Below are 22,291 nucleotides of genomic sequence, written 5' to 3'. Positions count from 1 at the left end.
TCAATTATTTTCTATTTTTTGATTGAATGTTCTCTATAATTTATTTTCTTTTGCTTTTTCTTCTGAAAGCTTCCATTCACAAATACCGTATAATGCATTAAATAGGTAAATTAAATATTGAGTTGCAATAACAATATTGTCAGTATAAATATTCAAACCGATCACTAATACATTTAACAACACCCACAAATACCAATTGAAGGCGTATCTCATCATTAATAATAGTTGCGCAACTACACCTAAGCCAAATATAAAGCAATTTGTAATGAGTTGATATGAAGTATTGCTCGCACCGATTTCGTTAGTTAAATAGATATTAAAAAATGCTGCAACAATTAAAAATATCAACGCATATAAAAATGCACTTTCATTTAAGGAACGAACTTTAACATTTTTATTCTGATCGAGATTTTTTTGCCAAGTAAATAATCCATAAATATGTGAACCAAAATAGTAAAAAGTAGGTAAGCCAGCCCCAATATTGCCACCAAGAAAATTGGCACAACACTCAGCTACTACAGCAAGCATTCCCAGCACATTTCCTAAGTTTTTTCGTTTAGCTAATAAAATGACACACAATAATCCCAAAAATGCACCAGCATACGATACGGCATAGCGTAAATTGAAATTATTAAATGGATCAGTATACAAAAATGCAAGGGTGACGCAGATAATACAAAATAGTGGATAAAACTTGTTTCGTCCAATAGCGATGATAACATCTCTTAAATTATTCATAATTAATACTCTTATCATTAATAAGTTGATTGACTAATTCAATACAGCGTAAATAACGTTCATCATAGTCAGATGAGTCGATTTGAACATAGCTGATATGGTTCTTTTTCAATAATGAGATTAGTAGTTGCTGAAAATCTTTCCGTTGTTTTGGACTTCCTAAACTACGTAAGCCATCAGCAACCCAAGGCGTGTTATTACCTAATAAAATAACTAAATCAAAGCGATAGTTGTTGATCATGGCTTGTAAAAATGGATGCTCTTTACCTTCATACTTTTTGCAAAATGCTTGCGTGGTAATAAAATCAGTATCAATGAACGACACTTTATTCGCATGTTTGATAGCAAAATCGATATATTGTGCATGTCCTAATGCAATTTTATCGTAATCAGCATATTGCAATGCTCGTTCATCGCCACCAAGTTGAGAAAACACATAATCACGACCATATTCCCAAGCGCTAGTGGTATTAAACATATTGGCTAACTTATTAACTAATGTTGATTTACCACTCGATTCTCCACCAAGAATAGCAACAGTTCGTACAAAAAACGGTCTAACTTCAGTTGGAATATATTGCCAATTTTTTAAAGGCGCTTGACGAATTTGTGTACCACTAACTTGCATAAATCGGCGGGTAGGATCAATAAGCACAGTATCTAAATCGAATAAATCTTTATACATCGCTACATCTTGTGGTTCACTCGAATAAACGCAACTAGGATTGATGCCTTTTTCCTTGAATAACTTTTTAACGCGATCGCTCCACTCATTCCAACCATTTGGATATGAAGGAATACCGTCTTCTTCTAAAAGTTCAATATGGATATTTTTTTGATATTTAAACGTTTGTAATAACCAACGAATCCTATCGTTAATTGTTGGTTGGCGTGACATTGCGCTTTCTTTAAATAGTGCCATATCTCGCATCGTATCGGAACAAAGAATCACATAAAGTTCGTCAACTTGGCTAATCGCTCTTTGAATAAGATAAATATGTCCGGTATGTAATGGATAAAACTTACCAAAAATGACACCTACCTTTTTATGTTTACTGTTGGGATCAATTTGCAAATAACGGTGTAGTGATTGTAATTTTTGAGCACTAGGATTTTTGATTTTATCATTAATTAATTGGCTCAAATAACCTTTGGTCATTTGGCAGGCATCAGCAACTGTCTGTAACGATAAATTTTTGCGTTTTATGGCAGTTTTTAAATAACTAAAACCATTCATATCGCCTCCTTACCTTTTGTTTTTTATCTGGAACTAAATTTACATCATTTTTAATAAATGTTCAATATATTAAACAAGGAAAATAATTTTGCCTAATCAATTTAAATCTAATAGTAATTAAATATAAAATAGGAGATACTTTTATAATCTTAAAAATAGGCAATCTTCATTTTAAGTAACATCTATAATTTAATAATTAAAATCAGAATGATATAAGGAAATAATTCAATGAAAAAAATTGCATTAGCAATTGCATTAATTTCAGGTAGTGCTTTGGCAGATAATAACGTTAAATTAAATAAAGTGACATTATTTATTCAGGGAGCAGAATTACAAGGTCAGTCAACTGTTTCATTAACTAAAGGTGAAAGTGAAATAGTATTAACTGGTATTGCTAATGAGGTTAAACCAAATACAATCAATGTAGGTTTTGATAATAATAGTGATGTCCGAGTATTATCTACATCATTTAATGATAAATATCTGGCTAACATTCGTAACGCCGAAGATATTCAATCAATTATTGAAAAACAGAAACAATTACAAGAAAAGCGCGATACAGTAGAAATCCAACTCAAAGCTGTTAAGGAACAAATTTTACTTTTACAAGGTAACCGTTTAGATACTTTAGCTAAAAAAGGACCTGATGACTTAACAGCAATGAAAAATGTATTAGATTTTGTGAAAACTAATATGACCACATCGTTAAATGAACAAAATCGATTACAAAAAGAAGTCGTTCAGTTAGACGAGCAGATAAGCGAATATCAAAAACAACTAGATGAAAAGCAAACTAACAATGGAAAACTACACAATGCCGTTATAGTCAAAGTCGCTTCTGACAAAGATATAACGCTACCTATCACGCTTTCATATATCACAACTAAAGCAGGTTGGGAACCAGCTTATGATGTGCGAGTAGCGGATATCAATTCACCACTCCAATTAACATATAAAGCAGAAATCCACCAAAACACTGGTTTAGATTGGCAAGATGTTGATTTTAGTTTATCAACATCTAATCCGAGCAAAGATATTACTCCACCAGATTTTAATCCATGGTACATTGACGTTTATGAAAAAAGCGGTTTATTTTTTTCCAGCTCTGAAAAACAAGAGTACTATGAACGTGACGTCAAATCGCAATTTGTTAATCCTAGTCAAATTGGCAATGTTAATACATTAGGTATCAATACCCATTTTGATATCAAATTACCTTATACAATCAAAAACGATAGTAAAAGTAACATAATCACATTACAAACTAAAGATGTTAAAGCAAATTACCAATATGTTTCAATACCAAAATTTGATAGTAGCGTATACTTACTAGCGCAAATAAATGATTGGGATAAGCTGAATTTATTATCAGGAAAAGCCAATATCTTTTTCAGTGGTGATTTTATGGGGGAAACTATCATTTCAACTAAAAATAATAAAGGCTCATTGGATTTTTCATTAGGGCGTGATAAAAATATCTTAGTTTCTCGAAATCGTAATATAAAAGAGACCTCGACTCCTACACTATTTGGTAATGATGTTTCAGAAAAATATGCTTATACTATCGATGTCAAAAATACCAAAGCGTTGCCAATAAATATTATTGTGAAGGATCAACTACCTGTTATCTTAAATAAAGCGGTAACACTTAATGATACCAAATATGATGGCGCAAAATATGACAAACAAACCGGATTATTAACGTGGCAATTCACCTTAAACCCAAGTGAAAGTAAAAACCTTAATCTAAGTTTTAAAATCACTTATCCAGATGGTAAAGAACGAGATATATATGGTTTATAAACCGAATAAAACAAAGTATAAAGTATGTTAATTACATGGTTAGAACAATTTAAGCAAAATAGTCAGATCAGTTTATTAGATCTCCATTTGGCTCAATTTTTGGTTAATAAAATTGATTGTGAAGATGAAGTCATTGCTAAACGTTTTGCTTTTTTAGTTTTATCCTTAAGTATGGAAGTAAGAGCAGGGCACGTGTGCCTTGATCTTACTCGATTAGAAAATATTGAGCCACAAATCTGGTCAGAACTTAATTCACCGACGAATAACGATTGGATTAATGTACTTAAGTTAGCGTCTAATAAACATGTTGTCAGTTTTGGAGATCAACTAGCACCTTTAGTTTTTATTGAAAACAAACTCTATTTTCAACGCATGTGGTTAGATGAACGTTTTGTTGCACGCTATTTCAATCAAACTCAATTGGATATTACGCCAAACATCAATTTAAAAAAAATACTCGACCAACTATTTTCTCACAATAACGCAAGTATTGACTGGCAAAAGATTGCTGTTGCTGTTGCATTAACACGAAAAGTTGCCATCATCTCTGGTGGGCCGGGTACAGGTAAAACAACTACCGTAGCTAAAATTCTAGCTGGAATAGTATTAAACAACCCGGCAACACGAATCGTAGCAGCTGCGCCAACCGGCAAAGCAGCATCTCGATTAACAGAATCATTAGGGCGAGCAATTGAACAGCTATCTTTTGAATCATTAAATATTAAAACCGAAGCAGTAACACTTCATCGACTATTGGGCGCAAAAACTGATAATCGCTCGTTTAGTTATAACAAGAATAACCAATTACATATCGACGTTCTTGTAATTGATGAAGCCTCAATGGTTGATCTCAATATGATGGCGAGAATTATTGAAGCCCTACCTGCTTCTGCTCGACTAATTTTATTAGGTGACAAAGACCAACTTTCATCAGTTGAGGCCGGAGCGGTCTTTGGAGACTTATGTCACTTTATTTCAAATGGGTACAGCCAATCAAGAGCCGATGAGCTAAGCAAGTTAACCGGCTATACCATCCCAATTACGAACCAACCAGTAACAACAATCGCTGATAGCATCTGTTTACTGAAAAAAAGTTATCGATTTAATGAGTCATCCGGTATTGGATTGTTAGCAAATGCAGTAAAAGAAGGGCAGTATCATAATGTTAAAAAGCTACTTGCTGATAATACTTTGCAAGATGTTAGTTATTATGAACTTTCATCACGTCAAACCTACCAAGCGCTTTTAGAAGACTGTGTTGAACATTATAAAGATTATTTAAATGCCATTAGGCATCACTCAAATAATGATATAGCTGCTGTTTTGGCTAAATTTGCTCAATGCCGTTTATTATGTGCTGTACGTGAAGGAAAATTTGGCGTAGAAGGATTAAATAAACAAATTGAACTGCTACTAGCTAAACATAAATTGATTAATTTAAAGCAACGTGAACAATGGTATATCGGTCGACCAGTTATGATTTTACGTAACAGTACATCGTTAGGTTTATACAATGGTGATATAGGAATTACACTAAATGCAAAACATGATAGTTCTAAATTGCGAGTCTATTTTCCTTTTTCGGATGGCATAATTAAAGGCTTTTCACCTTATCGACTACCTGAACATGAAACAGCCTATGCAATGACAATACACAAATCACAAGGTTCGGAATTTGATCATGTAAATATAATACTACCCACTGAATTCTCACCGTTACTTAATCGCTCTCTACTCTATACGGCAATCACTAGGGCGAAAAAGTCAGTATCCATTTATGCTGATACCAAAATTTTAGAGCGCGTGGTTAAAAGTCAAATAGATCGAGAAAGTGGATTAGTTGAGCAAATAGCAAATTATTCGCAAAAGAATTAAAGAAGAGATTAAGCAAGCACCAACTAATAATAGCTGGTGCTTTTTATATATTAATGGATGATCTTCGCTAAAAAGTCTTTAGCACGATCAGATTGTGGATTAGTAAAGAACTGTTCTTTAGATGTATCTTCAATGATCTCACCGGCATCCATAAAAATAACGCGATGCGCAACTTTGCGAGCAAAGCCCATTTCATGGGTCACAACCATCATTGTCATCCCTTCATAGGCTAATTCAACCATAACGTCTAACACTTCGTTAACCATTTCTGGATCAAGTGCTGAAGTTGGTTCATCAAATAACATAACAATCGGATCCATACAAAGTGCACGAGCAATCGCAACACGTTGTTGTTGTCCACCTGAAAGTTGAGCAGGGAATTTATCTGCATGTGCTAACAAACCCACACGATCTAAAAGAGAAAGGGCTTTTTCACGTGCTTCTTCATTTGATCGGCCAAGCACTTTAACTTGAGCAAGTGTCAAATTCTTTAAAATTGTCAAATGTGGGAAAAGCTCAAAATGCTGAAACACCATACCCACTTTAGAACGTAGTTTTGCTAAATTAGTCGATGGATCAGTAATCTCAGTACCATCAATCGTAATTTTACCTTTCTGAATAGGCTCTAAACCATTAACGGTTTTAATTAATGTTGATTTACCAGAACCTGATGGTCCACAGACAACAACAACTTCGCCTTTACCTACTTTAGTAGTACAGTTTTTTAATACTTGAAATTTTCCGTACCATTTTGATACATTTTCTAAGGAGATCATCTACTTATCCCTTTCTTGAAATAATTAACTAAACGAGAAGCAGTATAACAAATTATAAAGTAACTTATTGCTGCAAAAATAATCATTGAATACTTAACTGTGCCACCTTGAACGACACCAATTTGTGTCACACTTGCACCAAATAAATCAATTAAACTCATCACATAAACTAAAGATGTATCTTGGAACAAGATAATACCTTGGGTTAATAACAATGGTACCATTGATCTAAATGCTTGCGGTAATATTATCAAACGCATTGCCTGGCCTTTAGTCATACCCAACGCATAAGCGGCATGATACTGACCTTTAGCAACAGCATTAATACCAGCACGAATGATTTCTGAATAATAGGCTGCTTCAAATAAAGCAAACGCAATCATTGCTGAAACAACCCTAACATCAGCATATGGTGGCAAATTAAACACATGCTTAATAACTTGTGGTAATGCTAAATAGAACCATAACAACACTAATAGTAATGGAATGGAACGGAATAAATTGACATAACATTTAGCAAAAATATTTAAAATTTTATTATTTGATAAACGCATTAAAGCTAGCACAGTTCCCCAAATAATACCGAATACAACAGCGGTAAAGGTGATCTTAGTTGTTAGCCATAATCCAGATAACAATAAATGATAATTGTTTAAAACCAATGAAGGTATATCTGCAATCCAACTTAAAATTTGCATATTAACCTCCATGACTCATATTAGGTAAGCGTGTATGTTTTTCAACAAAACGCATAATCGTTAACACAGCATAGTTTATCAACATAAACGCAATGGTAACGCCACATAATATTTCAATAATACTATTAGTTGCATCATTAATACGATCGATTTGACCGATCAAATCAATAAGCCCAATGGTCGAAGCCACTGATGAGTTTTTAATGATGTTGGTCATTTCAGATGTTAATGGTGGAATAATACGACGATAAGCATTAGGTAATAAAACATACATATAAGCTTGTCGATTGGTTAAACCAAGCGCAATTGCCGCATAACGTTGGCCTTTAGGTAGAGTTTGAATACCTGTTCTAACTTGTTCTGCAATACGTGCAGAAGTAAACAAACCTAAAGCGATTGCCGCAGTAATAAATGCGCTGACATTAGGAGAAATGCCAGAAATAAACCATGTTTTTAAGCTACCAGATAAAATTTCTGGAAAAAGCATATACCATAAAAACATCTGAACAAGTAATGGGATATTACGGAAAAGCTGGATATAACCGGCAGCAAAGCTATTTAGAAATTTATTTTCTAAAGTTCTGCAAATCCCTACTAGTGATCCTAGTATGAATGCAATAATCCAAGCTGTTACTGCTAATGAAACGGTAACGATAATACCGTCAAAAAGCCAGTTTAAGTAAATTCCATCACCATAAGGGGTGGATTCAAAAAATAGTGTCCAATTGAAACTCATAATATATTTATTTCACTAAATTAGATTATGTACTAAATGCAAAAACATTTAGTACATTGGATTAGAAAGATATGAAAAGTATTAATCTAATGCTTTATCATTTGGATTTGCAAAAAGCTCAACCATTTTAGGTGAAATTTCAAGAGCCATATTCGCACCTTTAGGTGGAACTGGTTGAGTAAACCATTTGTTATAAGACTCTAATGCTTTACCAGATTTTTGTGCATCAGCAATAGCTTTATCCATCAATTGTTTAAATTGGGTATCGCCTTTTCTTAACATACAACCATAGGATTCGTAAGATAATGGCTCGCCAACAATTTTCCATTCAGCTGGATTGATAGCGCGTGAACGTTCACCAGCTAAAAGTGCATCATCCATTAAAAATGCAGCAGCACGGCCTGTTTCAAGGGCATTAAATGCATCACCATGATCTTTAGGCGTAATAATACGAATACCTAAATTATCTTTATTATTAATTTGATTTAATCGGACTTCAGAGGTAGTACCGGCAGTAGTTACCACATTTTTACCTTTTAAATCTTCGATACTATTAATATTGCTGTCTGCTTTCACTAAGAATCGAGTACCAACAATAAAAATGCTATCAGAAAAGCTTACTGTCTTTTGGCGCTCAAGATTGTTAGTAGTTGAACCGCATTCAAAATCATAAGTATAGTTATTAAGTAATTGAATACGCGTTTTAGAAGTAACCGGTAAATATTTAACTTTAAGATCCGGCATATTCAACTCTTTTTTAACTGCATCGACAATTAAATTAGAATAATCTTGTGAATAGCCAATAACTTCTTGTTTTTCACCATAGTAGGAAAATGGAATAGAAGATTCACGATGACCAACAACAATCACACCACTATCTTTAATTTTGGCTAATGTACCACTTAATTCTTCAGCAACAGCGGCACCACTCATTAGTCCAAGCATTGCTAATGATAACACTAATTTGGTTAATTTTGTCTTTTTGTTCATACTCATCTCCTACTGTTTAATTTGTATCATATTAAATAAATTTAATATTTTTACAAAGGGCGTATATTATAACTTATTTTTCATCATAAAAGTACTTTTTACTGTATATTTATCGATTAAAAGGACAAGCTACAACCTAGGTTTATCTAGATTTTCACAAAAATTTAACTCAGACAATTTTTTGAATTTCAATAATATACAAGCAATATTTATGCCAGAAAATTGATTATCGACGTTTTTTTACAAAAACCAAAATAAATAGCAAAGAAAGAATAAGATAATAAGCTAGATCGCCAAATCTAGCATAAGGAGTCAAACCAACAGTTGGAGATAACGTATAATTTAAAACATTGGTTTGAAATTGCGGTAACTGCTCAATAATATAACCATGATGGTCAATAATTGCTGTAATGCCGGTATTGGTACTACGAATCATTGGTCGACCAAACTCTAACGCTCTAGCTTGCGCCATTTGCAAATGTTGTTTTGGCCCAATACTATCACCAAACCAAGCATCATTTGAAACGGTCAATAAAAAATCTGTATCAGGTGCAAAATTCTTCCACATCAAATTCGATAAAATCACCTCATAACAAATTGCAGTAGTAAACTTAAATCCCTTCATTGTAAGCTGAGGTTGCTTTTCTGCTCCCTCTTGCATTGACGACATAGGAATATCAAGGAGATCGGCAATAGGATCTAATAAAAATCTAAAAGGGGTAAATTCGCCAAAAGGCACCAAATGATGTTTTTGATATCGATTAGCATTAGGATATTGATATGGCGTATTTTCGCCTAAAACCAGTAACGTATTGTAAATATCTGGATTTGCATCATTATCTCCGATACGATAATCAATAATACCGACTGCAATTTCACTACCATTTGCTCGGGCTTCATTATCTAAAAACTGTAAATAAGGTTGCTGATTTATCTCGTAATCAGTAACACTGGCTTCTGACCAAATAATAATTTTATCTTTACCGAAATTCTTTTCGGTTAATGAAGCGTAGGTTTGTAAAGTGTTATCTAACTGCTCTCTGCTCCAACGTAGTGATTGTAAAATATTTCCTTGAATTAAGCTGAAATTAGCTGTCCGGGAATGATCAATGGTTGTCCAATTAATTGAATTGAGTGAAACTGGTGCAAAAATGATCGCAAATAGTGCGACAATTGCACCAAATGTGTGCTTTATAAAGGCTGATTGCTTGAAATGGTACAAATAATAAACACCCAATCCACAGCATATAGTAAAGAGTAACGTTACCCCATTAATTCCAACGATCGGGAAATAATTTCGTAAAGGGCTATCAAGTTGACTATAACCTAATTCTAACCAAGCGAATCCTGTTAAAATATAGCCTCGCAAAAATTCGGTAACTTGCCACAAAATTGGTGCCAGTAAAACCAATTGTTTCATTGAACACTTAGTTGCAAAACGGTCACAGGCTCTCAATAACCAAGCAAATAGCATTGGATAGAGCGCTAAATAGCTAACTAACAGCCCCAATATAATAATCGCAACTGACGTTGGCACTTCGCCATATTGTTTAATACTGATATAAACCCAGTGAACACCAGCTAAAAAGTAGCCAACACCCCAACTAAAGCCAACTAGCATAGCTTGCTTTTTTGTTTTATCAGCAACTAACCATAAAAGCCCAGCAAAAGACACAAAGGCAATTGGCCAAAAATGGAAGGGCGCGTAACTAAATACGGCAATGGCGCCTAAAAAAAGGCTCAATAGAATATGCTTAAGCATTTTGCTCTAAATTAGGAACAACTGCATCTTCAGGGATTGTGACATGCAATTGAATAATTCGTCTACGGTCAACAATGGTTACCTTAAATTGATAGCCATCAATAGTAATCGTCTCGCCACGAATTGGTAAGCGCCCAAAATGTTGCATCACCAAACCGCCGATAGTATCCATCTCCTCATCACTAAAAGAGGTGCCAAAGATCTCATTAAAATCTTCAACTGGCGTAAGGGCACGAACGGAGTACATAGTTGGTGATAAACGACGAATATCTCGATCTTCAACCTCATCGTATTCATCCTCAATATCGCCAACAATAAGTTCTAAAATATCCTCGATAGTCACTAAACCTGAAACGCCACCAAACTCATCAATGGCCATCGCCATATGATAGCGCTGCATACGAAACTCTTTTAACATATGATCAACGCGTTTACTTTCAGGAACAACAACAGTCGGTCTAAGGATCTTCTTCAAGTCAAAATCATTAACACCTTGTCGAATATAAATAAGTAAATCCTTAGCTAAAAGTACTCCCTCAATATGGTCTCTATCTTCACTAATAACCGGGTAGCGTGAATGACCGTGTTCAGAAATAATATCTAAACATTCATCAAGGGAAAAATTATCTTTGATTGTTACAATTTGAGAGCGGGGGATCATGATATCGCGAACGCGCTGATCAGCTATATCCATTACACCTTCTATCATATCAAGGGTATCTGGATCAATAAGTTCGTTTTCTTCAGCTTCACGAATCACTTCAATAAGTTCATCTTTATCTTTTGGTTCTGAATTGAATAATTGACTTAACCATAATGTAAACCCTTTTTTGGGTCTCCGGTGATTATCATCACTCATTTGCTCTCTTCCTTTCATATATCAAATGTATTTTGAGTTATAATTTTATATTAAACAGACTATTAAAAATTAGTCATCTAATCAATTAATAAATAAGGATTATCAAATCCTAACTGTGCCATTATATCGATTTCGATATTTTCCATTTCTTCGGCTTCTTCGTCAAGGATATGATCATATCCTAATAAATGCAAACAGCCATGAACAATCATATGCGCCCAATGTGATGTTAACGACTTATGTTGCTCAATTGCTTCAGCTTCAACCACTTGCTTACAAATCACCAAATCGCCAAGTAATGGAACATCAATTTCAACCGGCGATTCAAACGGAAACGACAAAACATTGGTTGGCTTATCTTTATTGCGATAAGTATGATTAAGGTGTTGACTCTCTTCCTTATCGACAATCCGAATAGTGATTTCAGCATTCTCAACAAACTGCGGTAAAATTACCTCTAACCACTGCATAATTTGTTGCTCACTTGGCAGATTATCTTGCTGCTCGGTGGCAATTTGCAAATCTAAAATATTCATTCAAATACCCAATCTATTCACGATGATAAGGATGATTAGCCGTTAAACTCCATGCACGGTAAAGGCTTTCAGATACAATCACTCTAACTAGTGGATGTGGTAGCGTTAAAGGTGATAGCGACCAACTTTGCTCAGCAGCAGCCTTACAAGCGGGAGATAGCCCCTCAGGTCCACCAATTAACAAACTAACATCACGCCCATCTGCTTTCCAACGTTCAAGTTGCTTAGCTAAATCATGAGTGGTATAAGGTTTACCGGGAATATCTAGCGTCACGATGCGATTACCTTTACTACAAGAAGCCAGCATCTGCTCACCTTCTTTATCTAAAATACGCGCAATATCGGCATTTTTAGTCCGTTTTCCTGCGGGGATTTCAATGAGTTCTAAAGGCATATCTTTGGGGAATCGAGATTGGTAATCATCAAAAGCGGTGGTTACCCAATTTGGCATCTTGTTGCCAACAGCAATAAGCTGTAGTTTCACGTAACTAACTCCAAAGCTTCTCGAGTTCGTATAATTGTCGGCTCTCTTCTTGCATTATATGAACGATCACCGAATCCATATCAACGACTACCCAATCCGCATCATTTTGGCCTTCACTGCCTAATACCACATGTCCTTGCTTTTTAGCTTCATCAAGTAGATGCCCTGCAATTGACGAAACATGACGATTTGAAGTTCCAGTACAAATAATCATATAGTCGGTGATACTTGACTTACCACGCACATCAAGGGTAACAATATCCTTGCCTTTTAAATCATCAATTTTATCAATAATAAAGTCTTGTAATGATTGTTGCAAAATATACTCTCTACTAATATACATAAAGCGCTAGTATAGCATATTTTTTCAAAATCGCCTTGAAAATAGTACATCTCAACCAGTACAAATCAAAAAAAGTGAGGAGCGCACTTTTTAAAATAAAAAAAGTTGAGGAACGGGGTTTTTGACACCCCAATCTTACAACTCAACCACCTGATCAAACAATGGATTATCCGTTAATCTATGTGTAACCATCAGCAAAGTTTTATCGTAGTTTTTGATAAGTTCAATTATCTGCAGTTCAGTTTGTTGGTCAAGACTTTCGGTAGGCTCATCCATCAACATTAATGGCGAATTATGAAGTAATGCCCGAGCAATACCGATACGTCGAGTTTCACCACCTGATAATGATCGTCCTCCTTGCCCTAATGCCAAATCTAAACCCTGATCGGTTGAGATCAATTTGGAAAGCCCAACTTGATGTAAAATATCCATTAACTGTTGATCAGAAGCGTTTGGATTACCGATTAACAAATTTTGTCTAAGCGAGTCACTAAAAATAGTAATCACTTGAGGAACCACAGCAATCGCCTGACGTAAAGTTGGCTCGTCAAGTTGATTAATCGGTATATCGTTGATAAAGATATTACCTGAAGTGGGTTCCCACGCGCGCGTGACTAAATTAACTAATGTGGATTTGCCACAACCGGTTTTACCAATTAAGCCAATATGTTTACCGGCTTCAACTGTTAATGAAAAATGGCTTAAAACTGCAAAAGGTTGATTTGGGTAGCTAAAGCAAATATCTTCAAACCGCAGTTTTGCGGTAGTCAAATCTATCGATCTGCCTTGCTCGACAAACTGGATATCTGGTGTTTGATCAAATAAAGCGGTTGTTCGTTTGGCTGACGCTAATACTTGCCCTAAAAAGATAAATGCAGTAGGGATTGGTGCTAAAATTTCACTACTAGCAAGGCAGACAAACACAAATAGGGCAACTAAAGGCGATAATGTATATTGAGTGATAAGCCAAAGCACTAACAAAGTCAAAAAGCCAGCAATTAATACCACAAGAGCACTCGAGAGCGCCATTAAGTTAGACTGCTTTTGTTGATGATAAAGCCAGTCTGATTCAAGTTTGTCGAGTTTTGAACGATAACGATCTTGCGCATTAAATAAAGTCAGTTCAGCTTGACCTTGTAGATAATTAACCAACAATGCGCGATACTCACTTTGCTGTTTAGCCAGTATTTCGCCTAATTGTTTACCTGCATAATAAAAGATCACCGGTATAGCAAGTAGAGTAGTAGTTAGTACCATGCTGATAATTAATGCAATAGGAAAGTTGATATAACTTAATCCGACAAACAAGAGCACAATAATTACCAGTGCCGTTACAATAGGTGAAAAGAGTTTTAGATAGAGATGATCAAGTGCATCAATATCCACAATAAAACGATTAAGAAGATCGGCTTTTTGATATTGGGATAATTGGTTAGCGCTTAAAGGAAGAATCTTCTTAAATGCTAATGTTCTTAAATACGCTAATATTTTAAAGGTGGTATTGTGATCAACCAAACGCTCAGCATAACGGGATGCCGTTCGCATAATGGCAGCCGCTCTTACGCCCGCAGCAGGTAACATATAATTAAACGTATATAAACCCGCCACACCGACTACCGCGGTAGAAGCTAAAAACCATCCAGATAAAGAAAGTAAAAAAACACTGGCAAATAATGTAAGAATAGCTAAACCTAATCCAATAACAATTTGCCAAAAGTAGTGCTTATAAAGTGCAATATAGGGACGTAATAGCGCTAGCATAAGCTCTCCTTGATGGCGTTAAGTTGTCCTTTCGACAATTTCCATACTTGGTCAAATTCATGCATATCATCATGTTGATGGGTGATAGTGATACTATTTGTCGCAATATCATAGGGTGCCAACTGCTGAACTGTCTGCTTATCTAAACTTGCGGTCGGTTCATCAAGTATCAGTAATTGGCAAGGTTTCAGCATTGCTCTAGCAAGGGCGATGCGCTGAGCTTGTCCGACTGATAATCTAACCGCATCTTCACCAACTTGGGTATCGACGCCTTCTGGTAATTGAGCAATAACATCAGATAATTCCGCTTTTGCAATAACCTCGTCAATTTCATTGGCGCTCGCCATGGGTTTACCCAGTAGAATATTTTCACGAATCGAACCATTAATCAAATAAGGATTTTGCCCAATCCAACTGATTTGATGTTGCCAACTTACTAAATCAAGCTGATTAAATTCAATCCCATTAATTTTTAGCGAACCCTGATAAGGTAAAAAGCCAAGCAATACTTGCATAATAGAACTTTTACCTTCACCACTAGTACCAATTAGCGCTAATTTAAATGGCGCTTGTAATGAAAAGCTAAGAGGGCCAACGATAGGCAGACCTTCGTTAGATAACACGATAAGATCTTTCGCTTCAATTGTTTTTAAAACATTTATTTCAGAAGGAATGGTTGATGATGATTGATTAGACTCATTTTTTTTCTCAACGCTATCAAGTGGCAATTTTTTATTTAAAAAAGTTTCAATATTATCAGCTGCGGCAATGGCTTCTGCTTTGGCATGATAATAGACGCCCAAATCACGTAGCGGTTGAAAATATTCAGGTGCTAAAATCAAGGCAAAAAAACCAGCAAATAACGTGACTGTGCCATTATAAGCACCAAAATCAAACTCCCCTAAATACGAAAAACCAAAATAGACCGCCACAATTGCAATCGAAATCGACGTAAAAAATTCCAAAACCGCTGATGACAAAAACGCCATCTTTAATACTTGCATCGTTTTAATTCGAAAATCTTCAGACGCCTTGGCAATTTGCTCGGTTTGCTGTTTGCCTTGATTAAATAAGCGAATAGTACTCAGTCCTTTAAGGCGATCTAAAAAGTGCCCACTTAAATAAGAGAGTGCTTTAAAATGACGACGATTAATATCCGCGGCTCCCATTCCCACTAAAATCATAAAAATAGGAATTAGCGGAGCAGTACAAAGCAAAATCACGGCCGCGGCCCAGTTAAAAGGGAAAATAGCAATACAAATTAATATCGGCACCATACTTGCCAGGCGCATTTGCGGTAAATATCGAGCAAAAAAATCATGCAAATTATCGACCTGCTCAATAACTAAGGTACTCCAAGCTCCTGTAGTACTTTGACTTAAATATGCAGGACCAAACAATTCAAACTGATCGATAATTTTTTGCCGAATTTGTTGGCGGATTTTTTGGCCTAAAGCAAAGTTAATCTTTTCACGAAAGTAAATAAGCAAGCCACGCGCCAATAGGATGACAACTAAAGATAAAAAATAAGGGAAAACGGTGGTAAAAGGAGTCTGATCGATGATCAACTTCTGCAAAATAATCGCCAATAAAGCAGCTTGGCCGATCATTAATAGACTCAACAAAAAACCGAATAAAACTGAAGCACGCAAATCTGGTTTATGCATTTTTGTGTGCTGTTTTAACCAGCTAAGTAAATAATTTTGACGTTTTTTATCTAGTGTCATTTTAATTTATCTAAATAATGTTCAGCATCTAACGCAGCCATACAGCCTGTTCCTGCCGAGGTAATGGCTTGTCGATAAATATGATCCATAACATCGCCCGCAGCAAAAATTCCTTCTACACTAGTTTGTGTTGCATTACCTTCAGTACCTGATTTCACCTTGATATAACCATTATCAAGTTCAAGTTGGCCTTCAAAAATTGCGGTATTGGGTTTATGACCAATAGCAATAAATACCCCCATTACTGATAACTCTTCGGTTAGAGCAGAATCGATAGTACTTCGTAATCTTACACCCGTTACGCCCATATTATCGCCAAGAATTTCATCGACGATTTGATGAGTATGCAAAATGACTTTACCTTCTTGCACTTTTTCAGCTAAACGATTCATTAAGATTTTTTCAGCCCTAAAACTATCGCGACGGTGGATTAAAAGGACTTCACTGGCAATATTAGCCAAATAAAGGGTCTCTTCAATAGCAGTATTACCGCCACCGACAACCGCCACTTTCTGATTACGATAAAAGAAACCGTCACATGTAGCACAGGCTGACACACCTTTGCTTTTAAAGGCTTCTTCAGAAGGCAATCCAAGATATTGTGCGCTGGCACCAGTTGCAATGATTAACGCATCACAACTATATTCCGTATCGCTACCAAATAGTTTGAATGGCTTTTGGCTAAAATCAACGCTATCGATATGATCGATAATAATTTCGGTATCAAATCGTTCGGCATGTTGTTGCATTTTCACCATAAGTTCAGGACCCGTTAATTCTGGATTTGCCGCTGGCCAGTTTTCGATCTCGGTCGTGGTGGTTAGCTGTCCACCTTGCTGAGTGCCAGTTATTAATACTGGAGAGAGATTTGCTCGCGCGGCATAAACCGCTGCGGTATAGCCAGCAGGGCCTGACCCTAAAATTAATAAACGGGCATGTTTGGTTTTCATTTTGTATCCTTCCTATTATTCTGGCTAAATAAAATATGATTAGCGCAATTTATAGATGATAAGTCTAACATTATCAACTATTTTCTTGTAAAAAAAATGTTTATTACAGCAATAGGTGAAGGTGATAAATAACACGGAGTAACGTTAATTTTCCTTATATTTTCAACTTGTTAAATTAACTTATGTTTTTAACAAATTGATTTTATTTATCTAAAGTTTTTATAAGTTTTAATAATTAATTATTACTGTTTTAATCATTAGGCGATAACGCCTTCACTCGAAATACGACAAGCCACCATTAAAAAAATGGAAATGCTATCAGCTAAAACTACGTGGGTAAAAGAAATTTTAAACTCAACTCAGCAGAATATTAACGATTCAAAAATCGCAAATATATTATTGGGTGTTGAATTTATTTTAGATTCACTATCAGTAAATGCGCAAACGCTCAATAACACGTCTGAATAATTGTTAAAAAAAGATTTAATGCCGCCAGTTGACGACATTAAACTAATAATAATTAAGATAGGAAAGTGGTGATATCTTCAAGTGACCAACGAATATGAGGTGGTTGCTCATCAATACGATAACCAAACGCTAAACACAGCCCAACACCAAATACATCACGACTAAATGTTGGAATATGTTTTTCTAAAATATTAATTACCTTATCATATTGGAATCCGCCAAGGGCACAAGAATCTATACCATGATAAGCCGCTGTGGTCATCATATTTGCAGCAGCAATATAGTCTTGCATTTCTGACCAGCTATCAGCATTTAAACCTTCTCGTAAACCATAGGCAATATAGTTAAGAAAATCTTGGCTGGCTTTATCAATTGCCGTTTGATCGTTCTGATCGGGCAATGATCTTGCAATCGACTGACGTAAATAAGGACTTTGCAAAGTAAAATTATTCGCTTTACGATAAAGTAAGATCACAAAATGTGAACAGCTAGTAACTTGTTCTTGGTTATAACAAGCAGCACGCAATTCAGCTTTGATATCTGCATTATCGACAACGACAAAATGCCAAGGCTCAAAACCAAACGAAGAAGGCGATAAACGACCCGCGTCTAAAATAATTTCAACATCGCTATGACTAATCTTTTTTGATTCATCAAACCGTTTACAAGCATGTCTAAACTCCAAAGCTAACGATAGTTTGTCCATAATGTCTCCTAAGATTTCTTATTCCATGGTGCCACTTTCAACAGTAACACCATGCCGGGTATTGCTAATAGCGTACATAAACCAAAAAAGTTGGTCCATCCTAAATATTCAACCATAATTCCTGTTGTTGAATTAATCAATGTTCGAGGAATAGAAGCGATGCTGCTAAATAACGCAAACTGTGTTGCAGTATATAATGGATTCGTGGTTTTGGCTATAAAAGCAACAAAAGCTGCCGAACCAAGACCAACCCCCAAGGATTCAACACTGATCACTATGGCTAACATTATTTTTTCACTGACACCAATATCATTAAAAGGGCCTTCAATTGATAACCAGGCAAAACCTAAAATAGAAAAGACTTGAACAAAACCAAAGTACCATAAAGCCCGATTAATCCCTATTTTTATCATCAAAATGCCGCCCATAATTCCGCCTAATATCCCTGGCCATAATTGCGCATTTTTAGCGATCAAACCAATGTCTGGTAGGCTGAATCCCATTTTCATATAAAAAGTAGTCGCTAACGATGTCGCCATGCTATCGCCTAACTTATATAAAAATATAAAGGCCAAAATGATCATCGCGGATTTAACGCCTTTTCTTTTAATAAATTCTAAAAAAGGATTGATAATAATATCTTCAAAATTATGGGATTTTGGTATTGGTTTATTAATTGGTTCTTTTATCAACAAGGTAATAATTATCACGGGCAACATAAATAGCGCCGTGACCATAAAAACGCTACTCCAAGGTAAAAAATGAGATAAGATTAGCGATAATGAACCGGGCACCAAACTGGCAAGACGATAAACGTTAATATGAATACTGTTCCCTAATCCAAGTTCAGTATCAGAAAGAATTTCTTGGCGAAATGCATCTAAAGCGATATCTTGCGTGGCTGAAAACAGCGCAATAATGAAACAGAGTGTAGCAATAATCCAAATATTCAGAGTCGGTGAAAAACATCCCAATATTGCAATAAAAAAGAGCAATATTATTTGCGACAGAAACATCCATCCCCGTCGACGCCCCATCCCAAACAGTGAAATATTGTCCATAAATGGCGCCCAAACAAATTTAAAAATATAGGGCAGTTGAGTTAATGAAAATGCACCAATAGCTTTTATATTCAGCCCTTCACTGGTTAACCAAGCAGGTAAAAGTTGAATTAACAAATAAAAAGGAAGACCGGAAGCCAAACCAGTAAAAATACAAATAAGCATTTTAGTGGAAAAGATAGTCCTAAGAAGAGAAACTTGTTTTTTATTCATTAGTTAACATTATCGGTCAGTTATATAGCAAAGTGCTATCATAGCATATTAATAAAAAAAATAATTGCTAAAGCTAACATAAAGCGTTTTACTATACAGGTTAATTTTTAACTCAACTTTCAATAGTAAGCATTTAATCAACATTCGCCAAAAAAATATCAAGTAAACAATGCGTTTCAATCATCACTAAAACTTAAAAGATGCATTAATTAAACGCCTATAAGGGGGATTGCAGTATGAAAGAAACAGTCAAAGTCGCTGTTTTTAGCAGTAAGCATTACGACAAAGAACATCTCGAAATCGCCAACAAACACTTTGGTTTTGATATCGAATATTATGAGCATAAATTAAGCCATAAAACGGTTGTCACCGCGCAAGGTTATGATGCTGTTTGTGTATTTGTTAACGACGAAGTTGATAAATTAGTTCTACAAAAATTAGCCCATTATGGTATTAAAATCTTAGCATTACGCTGTGCGGGTTTTGATAATGTTGATCTCGATGAAGCAAAAAAATTAGGGATCACCGTTGTTCGTGTGCCAGCTTATTCTCCTGAAGCGGTGGCTGAACATGCGGTTGCATTGATGATGACACTAAACCGCAGAACCCACAAAGCTTACCAACGTACTCGCGACGCTAACTTCTCGTTAGATGGCTTAACCGGTTTTAACATGCATAATCGTACAGCAGGTGTGATTGGAACAGGTAAAATTGGCCAAGCAGTGATCCGCATCTTAAAAGGATTTGGCATGAATATCCTTGCTTATGATCCTTATCCAAATGATATTGCTGTTGAATTAGGTGCACAATATGTTCAATTAGACGAACTCTATGCCAAATCAGATGTTATCACCTTACATTGCCCAATGTCTCCTGAAAATTATCATCTACTAAATAAAGAGTCATTCAACAAAATGAAAAATGGTGTGATGATTATCAACACAAGCCGAGGTGGTTTATTGGATGCAACCGCTGCAATCGAAGCGTTAAAACAGACCAAAATCGGTGCACTAGGTATGGATGTTTATGAAAACGAACGAGACCTATTTTTCGAAGATAAATCTAATGATGTCATATTAGATGACGTATTCCGTCGATTATCAGCCTGTCATAACGTGATTTTTACTGGTCATCAAGCGTTTTTAACCCAAGAAGCACTATTAAATATCTCTGACACAACCTTAAATAATATAGCGCAAATAGCAGCAGAAAAAGAGTGTCAAAATATTGTTAAATAAAAATAAATAATTTAATATGTCGCCGTTTTTTAACTAAATGAATATGGATGATTTATGCAACGTATCGTTATTTGTGTCATGATGGCTTTATGGCTCACAGCTTGTTCGAGTGGGGGATCATCGAAATCGCCAATGCAGCAGCATCGAGGACATTCGAATGTAAAGGGTGGCGTTTATCTAGAAAAACAACACGAAGAACCAAAAGCCAATAGTGCCCCTTTATCGGTCGATAAAGAAAAATTCATCACAATGATGGTAAATAAACATGGCTTTAATCGCCAACAACTTCGCAATGTTTTAGAACAAACCAACAAACTTGATTGGGTTATTGGTTTAATGGACAAACAAGCGCCAAAATCAGGAACTTCAAACGTACCTAATGGCGCATGGATTCGTTATAAAAATAAATTCATCACCCCAGGTAACTTACCTAAAGGTGTCGAATTTTGGAATAAATATGACAAAGATCTACAACGTGCTTACAAAGAGTACGGTGTACCACCTGAAATTATCGTCGGAATTATAGGCGTTGAAACCGGGTGGGGAAGAGTAATGGGCAAAACCAAAATTATCGACGCATTATCAACCCTAGCATTTTATTACCCAAGACGATCACAATACTTTGCTAAGGAACTTGAAGACTTCTTAATTATGTGTCGTGATGAAGGTGTTGATCCGTTTGATTTAAATGGATCATTTGCAGGAGCCATGGGCTACGGACAATTTATGCCATCAGCCTTTAGAAATCATGCTATCGACTTCAACCATGACGGTCATACCGACTTATGGGATCCAGTTGATGCAATCGGCAGTGTAGCAAACTATTTCAAAGCTCACGGCTGGCAACGAAACAAAAAAGTTGCAGTGGTTGCTGATGGCCAAGCACTCGACCTCGATACAGGCTTTAGCACCAAATATACAATTGAACATCTAGCTAAAGCAGGATTAAAACCCAAAAGCTCAATCGACGGTCATAAAGAAGTCAGCTTATTACGTTTAGACATGGGTGATAATTATCAATTTTGGTATGGACTACCTAACTTCTACGTCATCACCCGCTACAACCATAGCACACATTATGCAATGGCTGTATGGCAATTGGGATTAGCCGTTAAACAAGCTAGATAAAATTAACCTTAAAAGCAAAAGGTCGCAGTTGCGACCTTTTTTATTAATTCTAATAAACTATCTAAAAAGTTGAGGAACGGGGTTTTTGGGGTTCTAAATCTCGCTTTACAGTTCAACATAAACAGCTTATCCCATAACTGGGCAGGGTTTATTTTTAAGTACTTTATCGTAAAATAATTTGAGGAACAGGGTTTTTGATCTT

20 protein-coding genes are annotated in these 22,291 nt (G+C 35.7%); 4 read left to right on the top strand and 16 right to left on the bottom strand.

The features are described 5' to 3' along the window. Positions 1 to 33: 33 nt before the first annotated feature. Both pnuC and nadR read right to left on the bottom strand, forming a co-directional pair. A complete protein-coding gene (gene pnuC, locus J3T98_RS03350; protein ID WP_267336797.1) occupies positions 34 to 738 on the bottom strand; it encodes a nicotinamide riboside transporter PnuC in 705 nt (234 codons plus the stop codon). Then, positions 731 to 1,975, bottom strand: coding sequence for a multifunctional transcriptional regulator/nicotinamide-nucleotide adenylyltransferase/ribosylnicotinamide kinase NadR (nadR, locus tag J3T98_RS03345; RefSeq protein WP_065562140.1), 1,245 nt, complete (start codon positions 1,973 to 1,975; stop codon positions 731 to 733). The genes pnuC and nadR overlap by 8 nt, the downstream gene beginning before the upstream one ends. A gap of 228 nt (positions 1,976 to 2,203) precedes the next feature. Here nadR and J3T98_RS03340 point away from each other — a divergent pair, with 228 nt between their 5' ends. Together J3T98_RS03340 and recD are read left to right on the top strand one after the other, a co-directional pair. Next, complete coding sequence (locus J3T98_RS03340; RefSeq protein ID WP_267362151.1) at positions 2,204 to 3,778, top strand: DUF4139 domain-containing protein; 1,575 nt, start codon at positions 2,204 to 2,206, stop codon at positions 3,776 to 3,778. Between the two features lie 24 nt (positions 3,779 to 3,802). Further along, positions 3,803 to 5,653, top strand: a complete 1,851-nt coding sequence (recD, locus tag J3T98_RS03335; protein WP_267362150.1) for an exodeoxyribonuclease V subunit alpha — start codon at positions 3,803 to 3,805, stop codon at positions 5,651 to 5,653. A gap of 50 nt (positions 5,654 to 5,703) precedes the next feature. Here recD and J3T98_RS03330 read toward each other — a convergent pair whose 3' ends face one another. The 14 genes from J3T98_RS03330 to J3T98_RS03265 form a co-directional block, all read right to left on the bottom strand. Further along, on the bottom strand, positions 5,704 to 6,429 hold the full coding sequence (locus J3T98_RS03330) for an amino acid ABC transporter ATP-binding protein (protein ID WP_065562137.1): 726 nt from the start codon (positions 6,427 to 6,429) through the stop codon (positions 5,704 to 5,706). Then, a complete protein-coding gene (locus tag J3T98_RS03325) occupies positions 6,426 to 7,127 on the bottom strand; it encodes an ABC transporter permease subunit (RefSeq protein ID WP_065562136.1) in 702 nt (233 codons plus the stop codon). Before J3T98_RS03325 ends, J3T98_RS03330 begins: the two co-directional genes overlap by 4 nt. Before the next feature lies 1 nt (position 7,128). Beyond that, positions 7,129 to 7,863 (bottom strand): amino acid ABC transporter permease, encoded by a 735-nt coding sequence (locus J3T98_RS03320; protein WP_065734340.1) that lies wholly within the window; start codon positions 7,861 to 7,863, stop codon positions 7,129 to 7,131. Positions 7,864 to 7,944: 81 nt separating this feature from the next. Continuing rightward, positions 7,945 to 8,853: a glutamate/aspartate ABC transporter substrate-binding protein gene (locus J3T98_RS03315; RefSeq protein WP_065562134.1), complete on the bottom strand. Its 909-nt coding sequence runs from the start codon at positions 8,851 to 8,853 to the stop codon at positions 7,945 to 7,947. Positions 8,854 to 9,079: 226 nt separating this feature from the next. Further along, entirely contained in the window at positions 9,080 to 10,615 is a 1,536-nt protein-coding gene (gene lnt / locus J3T98_RS03310; protein WP_267362149.1) for an apolipoprotein N-acyltransferase, read from the bottom strand. Beyond that, the gene (gene corC, locus J3T98_RS03305; RefSeq protein ID WP_065734343.1) at positions 10,608 to 11,474 is read right to left on the bottom strand and encodes a CNNM family magnesium/cobalt transport protein CorC; all 867 of its coding nucleotides are present in this window, start codon (positions 11,472 to 11,474) and stop codon (positions 10,608 to 10,610) included. Before corC ends, lnt begins: the two co-directional genes overlap by 8 nt. Positions 11,475 to 11,551: 77 nt before the next feature. Then, positions 11,552 to 12,010, bottom strand: a complete 459-nt coding sequence (gene ybeY, locus J3T98_RS03300; RefSeq protein WP_065562131.1) for an rRNA maturation RNase YbeY — start codon at positions 12,008 to 12,010, stop codon at positions 11,552 to 11,554. Positions 12,011 to 12,023: 13 nt separating this feature from the next. Next, on the bottom strand, positions 12,024 to 12,494 hold the full coding sequence (gene rlmH, locus J3T98_RS03295) for a 23S rRNA (pseudouridine(1915)-N(3))-methyltransferase RlmH (protein WP_220225000.1): 471 nt from the start codon (positions 12,492 to 12,494) through the stop codon (positions 12,024 to 12,026). A 4-nt stretch (positions 12,495 to 12,498) separates the two neighbouring features. Further along, positions 12,499 to 12,816, bottom strand: coding sequence for a ribosome silencing factor (rsfS, locus tag J3T98_RS03290; protein ID WP_065734345.1), 318 nt, complete (start codon positions 12,814 to 12,816; stop codon positions 12,499 to 12,501). Positions 12,817 to 12,972: 156 nt separating this feature from the next. Beyond that, positions 12,973 to 14,598 carry a heme ABC transporter ATP-binding protein/permease CydC gene (gene cydC / locus J3T98_RS03285; RefSeq protein ID WP_267362148.1) on the bottom strand — a complete coding sequence of 542 codons (1,626 nt, stop codon included), beginning with the start codon at positions 14,596 to 14,598 and terminating at the stop codon, positions 12,973 to 12,975. Beyond that, the gene (gene cydD / locus J3T98_RS03280) at positions 14,592 to 16,325 is read right to left on the bottom strand and encodes a heme ABC transporter permease/ATP-binding protein CydD (protein WP_267362147.1); all 1,734 of its coding nucleotides are present in this window, start codon (positions 16,323 to 16,325) and stop codon (positions 14,592 to 14,594) included. Before cydD ends, cydC begins: the two co-directional genes overlap by 7 nt. Further along, the gene (trxB, locus tag J3T98_RS03275) at positions 16,322 to 17,275 is read right to left on the bottom strand and encodes a thioredoxin-disulfide reductase (RefSeq protein WP_267362146.1); all 954 of its coding nucleotides are present in this window, start codon (positions 17,273 to 17,275) and stop codon (positions 16,322 to 16,324) included. Before trxB ends, cydD begins: the two co-directional genes overlap by 4 nt. Positions 17,276 to 17,795: 520 nt before the next feature. Continuing rightward, the gene (locus J3T98_RS03270; protein ID WP_267362145.1) at positions 17,796 to 18,449 is read right to left on the bottom strand and encodes an NAD(P)H-dependent oxidoreductase; all 654 of its coding nucleotides are present in this window, start codon (positions 18,447 to 18,449) and stop codon (positions 17,796 to 17,798) included. Positions 18,450 to 18,457: 8 nt separating this feature from the next. After that, a complete protein-coding gene (locus J3T98_RS03265) occupies positions 18,458 to 19,723 on the bottom strand; it encodes an AmpG family muropeptide MFS transporter (RefSeq protein ID WP_220224995.1) in 1,266 nt (421 codons plus the stop codon). Positions 19,724 to 19,959: 236 nt separating this feature from the next. On the opposite strand from J3T98_RS03265, the gene J3T98_RS03260 reads away from it, so the two are divergent. Together J3T98_RS03260 and mltB are read left to right on the top strand one after the other, a co-directional pair. After that, complete coding sequence (locus tag J3T98_RS03260) at positions 19,960 to 20,961, top strand: 2-hydroxyacid dehydrogenase (RefSeq protein WP_267362144.1); 1,002 nt, start codon at positions 19,960 to 19,962, stop codon at positions 20,959 to 20,961. Positions 20,962 to 21,015: 54 nt separating this feature from the next. Next, on the top strand, positions 21,016 to 22,089 hold the full coding sequence (mltB, locus tag J3T98_RS03255; RefSeq protein WP_267362143.1) for a lytic murein transglycosylase B: 1,074 nt from the start codon (positions 21,016 to 21,018) through the stop codon (positions 22,087 to 22,089). Positions 22,090 to 22,291 lie beyond the last annotated feature (202 nt).

The organism is Gilliamella sp. B2772 (assembly GCF_026536985.1).
In the GTDB taxonomy this organism is placed as follows: domain Bacteria; phylum Pseudomonadota; class Gammaproteobacteria; order Enterobacterales; family Orbaceae; genus Gilliamella; species Gilliamella apicola_E.
The sequence above is the reverse complement of the archived record's forward strand: the minus strand, read 5'-3'. Positions and strand labels throughout refer to the sequence as shown.

Coding starts and splice junctions, on each gene's coding strand:
- trxB (WP_267362146.1), bottom strand. CDS start 17,275: ATGAAAACCAAACATGCCCGTTTATTAATTTTAGGGTCAGGCCCTGCT.
- cydD (WP_267362147.1), bottom strand. CDS start 16,325: ATGACACTAGATAAAAAACGTCAAAATTATTTACTTAGCTGGTTAAAA.
- lnt (WP_267362149.1), bottom strand. CDS start 10,615: ATGCTTAAGCATATTCTATTGAGCCTTTTTTTAGGCGCCATTGCCGTA.
- pnuC (WP_267336797.1), bottom strand. CDS start 738: ATGAATAATTTAAGAGATGTTATCATCGCTATTGGACGAAACAAGTTT.
- J3T98_RS03270 (WP_267362145.1), bottom strand. CDS start 18,449: ATGGACAAACTATCGTTAGCTTTGGAGTTTAGACATGCTTGTAAACGG.
- nadR (WP_065562140.1), bottom strand. CDS start 1,975: ATGAATGGTTTTAGTTATTTAAAAACTGCCATAAAACGCAAAAATTTA.
- J3T98_RS03265 (WP_220224995.1), bottom strand. CDS start 19,723: ATGAATAAAAAACAAGTTTCTCTTCTTAGGACTATCTTTTCCACTAAA.
- J3T98_RS03315 (WP_065562134.1), bottom strand. CDS start 8,853: ATGAACAAAAAGACAAAATTAACCAAATTAGTGTTATCATTAGCAATG.
- cydC (WP_267362148.1), bottom strand. CDS start 14,598: ATGCTAGCGCTATTACGTCCCTATATTGCACTTTATAAGCACTACTTT.
- J3T98_RS03320 (WP_065734340.1), bottom strand. CDS start 7,863: ATGAGTTTCAATTGGACACTATTTTTTGAATCCACCCCTTATGGTGAT.
- J3T98_RS03325 (WP_065562136.1), bottom strand. CDS start 7,127: ATGCAAATTTTAAGTTGGATTGCAGATATACCTTCATTGGTTTTAAAC.
- mltB (WP_267362143.1), top strand. CDS start 21,016: ATGCAACGTATCGTTATTTGTGTCATGATGGCTTTATGGCTCACAGCT.
- recD (WP_267362150.1), top strand. CDS start 3,803: ATGTTAATTACATGGTTAGAACAATTTAAGCAAAATAGTCAGATCAGT.
- corC (WP_065734343.1), bottom strand. CDS start 11,474: ATGAGTGATGATAATCACCGGAGACCCAAAAAAGGGTTTACATTATGG.
- J3T98_RS03330 (WP_065562137.1), bottom strand. CDS start 6,429: ATGATCTCCTTAGAAAATGTATCAAAATGGTACGGAAAATTTCAAGTA.
- ybeY (WP_065562131.1), bottom strand. CDS start 12,010: ATGAATATTTTAGATTTGCAAATTGCCACCGAGCAGCAAGATAATCTG.
- J3T98_RS03260 (WP_267362144.1), top strand. CDS start 19,960: ATGAAAGAAACAGTCAAAGTCGCTGTTTTTAGCAGTAAGCATTACGAC.
- J3T98_RS03340 (WP_267362151.1), top strand. CDS start 2,204: ATGAAAAAAATTGCATTAGCAATTGCATTAATTTCAGGTAGTGCTTTG.